Below are 7,052 nucleotides of genomic sequence, written 5' to 3' on the forward strand. Positions count from 1 at the left end.
CTAGGGTGTTGCGTTCGGGAGCGGGGAGGGGGCGAGCGGCGCCGGGCGCGCCTGCGACAGTTTCTTGCCGGCGATCACGGTGCCCACCACCGCGGCGGCAAAGCCGATGGTGAGTGTGTCGATCGATTCACCCAGCAGCGGCACGGCCGCCAGGATCGAAAGAAAGGGCTGCAGCAGCTGCGTCTGGCTCACGCGCAGGGCGCCGCCCAGGGCCAGGCCGCGGTACCAGGCGAAGAAGCCGATCCACATGGAGAAGATGCCGACATAGCCGAAGCCGACCCAGGCCGACGTGGCGACCGGCTGTTGCGGCCACAGCCAGATGGCGCCGGGGAGCGTGAAAGGCAGCGCCAGCACGCAGACCCAGCAGATCACCCGCTCGGCGCCCAGTGCCGGCGTGACCTGGGCGCCGTAGATGTAGCCGAAGGAAGCCGCCAGCACGGCGCCGACCAGCAGCACGTCGGCCCATTCGAAGCCGAAGGCACTGCCGCCCTGGTGCGCCCGCAGCATCGAGAACGCGATCACCAGCACGCTGCCGGCCATGGCGCACAGCCAGAAGCCCAGGCGCGCCCGCTGGTGCAGCACCCAGGCGGCCACCGCGGCGGTGCCGAGCGGCAGCAGCGCCGTGACCACGGCCGCATGGCCGGCACTGACGACGCGCAGCGCGAAGGCCAGCAGCAGCGGATAACCCAGCGCATTGCCCAGCACGGCAAAGGCCAGTGGCTTCCAGTGCGCGGCCTTGGGCAAGGGCGAGCGGGTGGCCAGCAGGAAGATGAGCGACAGCACCCCCGCCAGCGCCGCGCGGCCCAGGGTGACGAACCAGGGCGAGAGCTGCGGCGCCGCCTGCGTGCCGGTGGCCAGGCGGGTCATCGGCAAGGTGAGGGCAAAGATGGCGACGCCCAGAACGCCCAGCCACATGCCCAGCGTTTCGTCGCGCAGGCCCATGTTTCGCCTCATACCCGCGCCATCCAGTAGGCGGTGAGCACCAGCACCAGCGCCATCAGGCGGTTGAACCAGAGCAGGCGGCGGCCCTGTGCCAGCCAGTTGCGCAGCAGGGCGCCGGCCAGCGCATAGGCAAAGTTGCTGCTGAAGGCATAGACCAGCATCACCGGCGCCACGATGGCGAAGCGGTGCAGCGCGTCGGCCTGGCCGGCGATCCAGCCGGCCACGATGGTCAGGGCCAGCAGCCAGGCCTTGATGTTGAGGAACTGCAAGGCCACGCCCTGCCAGAAGCCGACCTTCAGGGGCGCGTCGTTCGCCGAGGCCAGCGCACCGTTGCTGGCCAGCTTCCAGGCCAGGAACAGCAGGTAGCCGATGCCCAGCGTCTGGACCGCCATGCGCAGGCCCGGCGCGGCCAGCATCAGCGCGCCTACGCCCGCGGCGCACAGCGCCAGCAGCAGGGTCCAGCCCACCGGCACTGCAAGAATGAAGCGCATGGCGCGCGGCAGGCCGCCATTGGCCGCCAGCGCGGTCGACAAGGTCGTATTGGGACCTGGCGAGAAGCTCATCGCCGTGGCCAGCACCAGCAGTGCGGTGAATTCTTGCCAGTTCATGGGACACACTTTAAACTGGGGACCATTACAGTACCGATACAGATATGCATACAACACTCCAATCTGTATCGGTTCTGCGCTCGACACAGGTGGTTCTATGCTGACACGAACCTCCGGCCTTTCGCTCACCGACCAGCTTTCCGCCCGCTTTGCCGAGCGCATCCGCACGCGGCTGCTGGCGCCCGGTGCCCGGCTGCCCTCGGTGCGCGAATGTGCGCGCCAGCAAGGCGTGAGCCCGCACACCGTGGTGGCCGCCTACGACCAGTTGCTGGCGCAGGGACTGATCGAGGCACGGCGCCAGCGTGGCTTCTACGTGCGCGACGTGTCGCCTGAACCGTCGCCGGTGGCGCGCGCCAGCGCCGGAGCGTCGATCGTGCCGGCCGATGCCAGCTCGCTGATCCGCAGCATGTTCCACCGGCAAAGCGACAAGCCGCAGCCCGGCATGGGCGTGTTCCCGCCGGACTGGATGGAGTCGACCTTCATGCCGGCGGCGGTGCGCCGTGTCACCAGCGGGCCGATGCTGCAGGAGCTGTCGCTGCAGTACGGCGACCCGGCCGGCGACCTGGCGCTGCGCAAGAGCCTGTCGCAAAAGCTGATGGGCATCAACGTGCCGGCAGCGCCGGAGCAGATCATCACCACCGTGGGCGCCACCCACGCGCTGGACATCGTCAGCCGCACCTTGCTGCGCGCCGGCGATCCGGTGATGGTGGAGGAGCCGGGCTGGGCCATCGAGTTCGCCCGCCTCGAATCGTTGGGCATGCGCATCCTGCCGGTGCCGCGCCGCGCCGACGGATCCGACCTGGAAGTGATGGCCAAGTACTGCCAGGCCGGGGAGGAGCACCGCCCCAAGCTCTTTGTCAGCGTCAGCGTGCTGCACAACCCAACGGGCTACAGCCTGGCGCCAGGCAGTGCGCACCGGCTGCTGCAACTGGCCAACCAGCACGACTTTCATATCGTCGAAGATGACACCTACAGCCATCTGGCACCCGACCACGCCACGCGGCTGTGTGCGCTCGACGGCCTTTCGCGCACCATCTACGTGAGCGGCTTCGCCAAGATCCTGGCGCCCAACTGGCGCATCGGCTTCCTGGCGGCGCCCCCGGCTCTTTTCAATCGCCTGCTGGAAACCAAGCTGCTGGCCACCTTGACGACGCCAGCCCTGCTCGAGCGGGCGCTGGCCTGGTGCATCGACCAGGGGCAGCTGCGCCGCCATTGCGAGCGCATTCGCGTGCGGCTGGATGCGGCGCGCGCGCGCACCGTCAAGCTGGCGCTGGCGGCCGGCTGCAGCTTTGCCTCGGAGCCAGCCGGCCTGTTCGGCTGGGTCGAGACCGGCGTCGACACCGATGCGCTGACTCAGCGCTTGCTGGACGAAGGCTTCCTGATCGCGCCGGGCTCGCTGTTCCACGCACGACGTCCGCCCAGCACCTTGATGCGGGTGAATTTCGCGACCGCGCAGGACGCGGCCTTCTGGAAGGTGTTTGCGCGGGTGCGCTCGGAGCTTTAGGCGCCAACTGGCGCCGCGCTGCTCAGAGCAGCCGGTCGGGCGCCAGCGGGCCGAGCAGGCGGATCATCAGCCGCAGGCCGAGGCTGGCGTCCGGCTCGGTGCTGGAATCGGGCAGCCCGCTGCCTTGCGGCGCGCGCCACAGCAGCCGGCCATCGACCATCTCCACACGCCAGGTGCCAGTGCGGAAGGCCTCTTCGATGCGCTGGTTGGCGGTGAGCGCCAACTCCTCGCTGCGGATCAGGAGCGCGATCTCGGTGTTCTGCAACTGCGAGCGCAGGTCCAGATTCATCGTGCCGACCACGATCAGCCGGCCGTCCAGCGTCAGCAGCTTGGAATGCAGCATGGATCGCGAGGAGCCGCCGAGTTCCCCGCCCGAGCTGCCCAGCGATGCGGCGGCGGCCGGGTCGATGCGCATTTCATACAGCTCGATGCCCATGGCCAGCAGTTCCTCGCGATGGCGCGCGTAGCCGGCGTGGGCTGCCTGCGCATCGTTCGAAGCCAGCGAATTGGTGAGCACGCGCACGCGCACGCCGCGCGACAGCGCCGCCGCCAGTGCCTGCTTCATGTCGGTGCCGGGCACGAAGTAGGGCGAGACGATGTTCAGCTCGGAGCGCGCCCGGCCGAACAGGCTCAGCAGGCCGTCGACCACGCTGTCGTCTTCGGCGGCGGCCGCCGGCAGCGCGCCCCGCTGGCCGCCACGAACTACCAGACCAGGCTGCCGCGGCGCCGATTCGCCACTGCGCTTGCCTTCCGGATTCAGCGGAATCTTGCCGGGCTTGTCGACCAGTACCACGGCAGGCGCCCAGACGAAGCGGGCCTTGCGCAGATCCATCGGCGCCCCGTCGGGCGGATTGGGCTGGGCCTGGGCGGCCTTGTCCGAATCCTCCTGGGCGCGGCGCGCCCGTTCGCGGATCCGGTCCAGCTCCGCCCGAGTCACCAGCGACTGCACCGGGTAGGCGCGATCGTTGTTCCAGTAGTCGTCGAAGCTGCGCGACAGGTCCTTCACGATGGGCCCGGCGGCCAGCACGTCCAGATCGACAAAGTTGATTTTGTCGCCGGCGCCGAAGTAGGCGTCGCCCAGGTTGCGCCCGCCGGTCAGGCCCATGGCGTTGTCGGCGATGAATAGCTTGTTGTGCATGCGCTGCTGCAGCTGCTCCGCGTCGTCCAGCGCGTTGAACATGCGCCGGACGAAGGAGCCGCGCGCGCCGGCCAGCGGATTGAACATGCGCATCTCGATGTTGGGCTCGAAGGCCAGGCGCATCGCCAGGGCATTGCGGCCGCTGCTGTGGTAGTCATCGAGCAGGATGCGCACCCGCACGCCGCGCCCTGCCGTCGCATGGATGGCGCTCAGCAGGCGGGCCGCGCTGGCGTCGCCGTGGATGGCGTAGTACTGAAGGTCCAGCGTTTTCTGGGCCCCCTCGATCAGGGCCAGGCGCGCCGAATAGGCCTCCTGCGCGCCGCCGACCAGCAGGAAGCCCGATGCGGCGTCGCCGGCCGATGAGGACCGGCGCAGCGTCTGGGTCAGGGCGCCCAGCGCCGTCCCCTCGGGCGTGGCGAGCGATTTGGACACCGGCCGTTCCACCTGCTCGGGCAGCTCGGCACAGGCGGAGAGGAACATCAGCGACGCGGCCAGCGCCAGCCAGCGGCGGAACAAGGCGCCAGGGGCGAGGGCAGGGGCAAGAGCGCGTGTCGGATGCATGGCAGTCGTACTCCCGCTGGCGTTGACGCCGCGCTAAAGCTTAGCGGACGGCGCCCAGTTCTTCCCAGCGCTCCAGCGCGGCCATCAACTCGTCGTCGATGCGGGCGTGGCGCTCGCTCAGCTCGACGGCCCGGGCCGCTTCATTCATATAGATGGCGCCGCCGTCCTGGGCCAGCGCCTCGGCGATGCGCTTCTGTTCGTCTTCCAGTTCGGCAATGAGGGCGGGCAGGGCGTCCAGTTCGCGCTGCTCTTTGTAGCTGAGCTTCTTGCGCGGCGCCAGCTGCTCGGCGGCAGCTGGCGCTGCAGTGGCGAGCGCGGGCGAGGGTGCCGGTGCGCTGCTGGCAGGCTTGGCCACTGGTGCCGGGGCGCGTTGCGCCGCCAGTTCGCGGGCGCGGCGCGACTGGGTCAACCAGTCCTGCACGCCGCCTTCGTACTCGCGCCACCGGCCTTCGCCCTCGAAGGCAATGGTGCTGGTCACCACGTTGTCCAGGAAAGTGCGGTCGTGGCTGACCAGGAAGACGGTGCCGTCGTAGTTCTGCAGCAGGTCTTCCAAGAGCTCGAGCGTGTCGATGTCCAGGTCGTTGGTCGGCTCGTCGAGCACCAGCACGTTGGCGGGGCGGGCGAAGAGGCGCGCCAGCAGCAAGCGGTTGCGCTCGCCGCCGCTGAGCGAGCGCACCGGTGAGGCGGCGCGCGCGGGCGAGAAGAGAAAATCGGACAGGTAGCTCTTCACGTGCTTGCGCTGCTTGCCGATCTCGATCCATTCGCTGCCCGGACTGATGAAGTCCTCCAGGGTCGCGTCCAGGTTCAGGGCCTCGCGCATCTGGTCGAAATACGCCACCTGCAGGTTGGCGCCGCGCCGGATTTTGCCGGTGTCGGGCTCGAGTTCGCCCAGGATCAACTTGAGCAGGGTCGTCTTGCCGGCGCCGTTGGGGCCGATCAGGCCGATCTTGTCGCCGCGCAGGATGGTGGCGCTGAACGGGCGCACGACAAGCTTGTCGCCAAAGGACTTGGTCGCATCGGTGAGCTCGGCCACGATCTTCCCGGTGGGCAAGCCGGTAGCCACGTCCATGTTGACGCTGCCCAGCGCATCGCGGCGACTGGTGCGGCGCTGGCGCAGCGCTTCAAGGCGGCCGATGCGGCTCTGGCTGCGCGTGCGGCGGGCTTCCACGCCCTTGCGGATCCAGACTTCCTCCTGGGCCAGGAGCTTGTCGGCCTTGGCGTTGATGACCAGTTCCTGGGCCAGCTGTTCTTCCTTCTGCAACTGGTATTGCTCGAAATTGCCCGGATAGGAGCGCAACTGGCCCCGATCGAGCTCGACGATGCGGGTGGCAACCCGGTCCAGGAAGGCGCGGTCGTGGGTGATGATGACGACGCTGCCCTTGAAGTCGATCAGCAGTTGCTCCAGCCATTCGATGGAGTCCAGGTCCAGGTGGTTGGTCGGCTCGTCTAATAGAAGTACGTCGGGCGCAGTCACCAGGGCCTGGGCCAGGGCAACGCGCTTTCGGGTGCCGCCCGACAGGGAGGCGACGATGGCGCTGGAGTCCAGGTGAAGACGGTCGAGCGCCTCTTCCACGCGCTGCTCCCAGTTCCAGGCGTCGAAGGCCTCGATTTCCGATTGCAGCGCATCCAGGTCGGCCCCCTCGGGGGCGTTCAGATACATGTCGCGCGAAGCGATCACGTGGGCCAGGCCCTCGCTCACCGCCGTGAAGACGTTGGCCTTTGGGTCGAGCAGGGGTTCCTGCGCCACATAGGCAATCCGCACGCCCTGCTGAAGCTGCAGAGTGCCGTCATCGGGCCTTTCCAGTCCGCCCAGTATCTTGAGCAGGGAAGACTTGCCAGCGCCATTGCGGCCGATCAGGCCCACGCGTTCGCCCGCCTGCAAGGAAAACTCCGCGTGGTCGAGGAGTGCGACGTGACCAAAGGCAAGCTGGGCGTCGAGAAGAGTAAGTAGAGCCATACCGGGGATTATCCGGAGGCGCCCGATAACCCCTTGGCGCGGCGCGAAGCCTGCGGGGTCAGCTTGAAGAAAAATCTTCTTAGGTACTTTCCCGGGCCTGAAAAACTGGCATAGAATCGAGGGCTCGGCAGTACACGGAAACGTGAACTGATTGCAAAAGAACTGGTGCCCAGCGCCAGTTCTGAGTGACAGAAGACAGTCAATGCAACGAACCGAAAAAACTTCCTTGAAGTTGCCCGAATCGAAAAGTTCGTGTCATAATTCAAGGCTCAGCTCAAAACGAGCTGCCGGCTGAAAGGCTGGCGGAATCGGACGGAAGGCTGAGGCGGACCGAGAGGTTCG

Annotated in this window: 5 protein-coding genes; 1 reads left to right on the forward strand and 4 read right to left on the reverse strand. The window is 67.8% G+C overall.

All coding sequences use genetic code 11. The features are described 5' to 3' along the window. Together ACIPRI_RS25845 and ACIPRI_RS25850 are read right to left on the reverse strand one after the other, a co-directional pair. Complete coding sequence (locus tag ACIPRI_RS25845; protein WP_446624370.1) at nucleotides 1-954, reverse strand: DMT family transporter; 954 nt, start codon at nucleotides 952-954, stop codon at nucleotides 1-3. Further along, complete coding sequence (locus ACIPRI_RS25850) at nucleotides 951-1,550, reverse strand: LysE family translocator (protein ID WP_446624371.1); 600 nt, start codon at nucleotides 1,548-1,550, stop codon at nucleotides 951-953. Before ACIPRI_RS25850 ends, ACIPRI_RS25845 begins: the two co-directional genes overlap by 4 nt. A gap of 97 nt (nucleotides 1,551-1,647) precedes the next feature. Here ACIPRI_RS25850 and ACIPRI_RS25855 point away from each other — a divergent pair, with 97 nt between their 5' ends. Continuing rightward, nucleotides 1,648-3,054: an aminotransferase-like domain-containing protein gene (locus ACIPRI_RS25855; RefSeq protein ID WP_446624372.1), complete on the forward strand. Its 1,407-nt coding sequence runs from the start codon at nucleotides 1,648-1,650 to the stop codon at nucleotides 3,052-3,054. Between the two features lie 22 nt (nucleotides 3,055-3,076). Here ACIPRI_RS25855 and ACIPRI_RS25860 read toward each other — a convergent pair whose 3' ends face one another. Next, nucleotides 3,077-4,753, reverse strand: a complete 1,677-nt coding sequence (locus ACIPRI_RS25860) for a phospholipase D-like domain-containing protein (protein WP_446624373.1) — start codon at nucleotides 4,751-4,753, stop codon at nucleotides 3,077-3,079. A 40-nt stretch (nucleotides 4,754-4,793) separates the two neighbouring features. Then, nucleotides 4,794-6,710, reverse strand: a complete 1,917-nt coding sequence (locus tag ACIPRI_RS25865) for an ATP-binding cassette domain-containing protein (protein ID WP_446624374.1) — start codon at nucleotides 6,708-6,710, stop codon at nucleotides 4,794-4,796. Nucleotides 6,711-7,052: the final 342 nt, after the last annotated feature.

Source organism: Variovorax sp. LARHSF232 (assembly GCF_052871435.1).